Source organism: Pseudomonas sp. P5_B2 (assembly GCF_056400445.1).
This window is the reverse complement of sequence record NZ_JBFULH010000814.1, coordinates 1-1,583: the sequence shown is the minus strand read 5'-3', so window position 1 is coordinate 1,583 and position 1,583 is coordinate 1. Positions and strand designations below refer to the sequence as shown.

General features: G+C 54.3%; 1 protein-coding gene. It reads left to right on the top strand.

Features of this window, described 5'->3' with window-relative positions:
- Nucleotides 1-67 precede the first annotated feature (67 nt).
- On the top strand, nt 68-1,258 hold the full coding sequence (locus AC1DRJ_RS27050) for an acetyl-CoA C-acyltransferase (protein WP_477804847.1): 1,191 nt from the start codon (nt 68-70) through the stop codon (nt 1,256-1,258).
- Nucleotides 1,259-1,583: the final 325 nt, after the last annotated feature.

Sequence of the window (1,583 nt, the reverse complement as noted above, 5' to 3'; positions counted from 1 at the left end):
GAAATAGATCGAGCTAAAAGTCTGTGAACGGGCACAAGCCCCCCAACATGAAACAGAGGATTCAGTTATGAGCCATACCGACCCTATCGTCATTGTCAGTGCTGTCCGAACTCCGTTAGGAGGCTTTCTTGGGAATTTCAAGGAAGTCACCGCTGCGCAGCTGGGTGCAGTTGCAATTCGTGCCGCCGTGGAACGAGCCAGCCTGCAGCCCAGTGACATTGGCGAGGTCATCATGGGATGCGTGCTACAAGCTGGGCAAGGCCAGGCTCCGGCTCGCCAAGCTGCCCTGTTGGCGAATCTCCCGGAGCAAGTGGTGTGCTCAACAGTCAACAAGATGTGCGGCTCTGGCATGAAAGCGCTGATGTTCGGCCATGACCTTCTCCACGCCGGGAGCGCGGAGGTGGTGGTTGCCGGAGGTATGGAAAGCATGTCAAACGCTCCCTACCTGTTGGAGCGAGCTCGGTCAGGTTATCGAATGGGCCACAGCAAAATTATTGATCATATGTTTCTCGATGGGTTGGAAGAAGCCTACGAGAAAGGCCGGCTCATGGGCACATACGCCGAAGACTGTGCTCAGAGTTATGGATTCACTCGAAGCCAGCAGGATGAGTTTGCGATCAGCTCGTTGACGCGAGCGCAGAAGGCAATCACCGAAAGGCGTTTTCAGGACGAGATTGTCCCTGTGCTGGCTTCATCTGGCCGTGAGACGGTTTCGATTGAAAGCGATGAACAACCAGGTAAGGCCCGGATCGACAAAATTTCTACGTTGAAACCTGCTTTTCGCGAAGGCGGGACGGTGACTGCTGCGAACTCCAGCTCTATTTCGGATGGCTCAGCTGCCCTCGTGCTGATGCGCTTGTCTGAAGCTGAGCGTAGGGGCCTTACACCGTTGGCCCGGATAGCAGGTCATGCATCTTACGCGCACGCTCCGGGCCTCTTTGCCACCGCTCCGGTCGGTGCGATTAAACGCTTGCTCGAGCGAACCAACTGGTCAATAAACGATGTTGATCTCTTTGAGATCAATGAGGCCTTTGCCGTGGTTCCCATGGTTGTTATCCGAGACTTGAACGTCGGACATGAGCAATTAAATGTCCACGGTGGGGCATGCGCTTTGGGGCACCCGATTGGCGCCTCAGGCGCGCGTGTTGTTGTTACGTTGATAAATGCCTTGAGGCAGAACACGCTAAAGCGTGGCATCGCTTCTGTGTGCATTGGCGGCGGCGAGTCGACCGCGATTGCTATCGAACTCCTCTCATAGAGGAGCGTTGACTGGCTGTAATAAGTCTCCCGCTTCGCCTCGGAAATCTTTTTTGCGCAAAGGATTTGTCTGTGAACTACCGGCCCCTAACAGTTGATCATGTCGAAGGGGCTGGCTTGTCGCGAGTTTAACGCTACAAAATCCAGGAGATACCGTGGCAGAGAAAGAGCTGTATTGGGAAGACCTCACCCCAGGTAGAACGTGGACAGCCAAGCAATCTGTTCCTATCACAACGGAACAAATTATCGCCTTTGCTGCCAAGTACGATCCTCTCGATATACATTTAGATCCTGACCTTGCCCGTTCGAGTCCGCTTGGGGTGCAC

Excerpts from the sequence above, each read along its gene's own strand:
- AC1DRJ_RS27050 (WP_477804847.1), top strand. The coding sequence starts at position 68 with ATGAGCCATACCGACCCTATCGTCATTGTCAGTGCTGTCCGAACTCCG.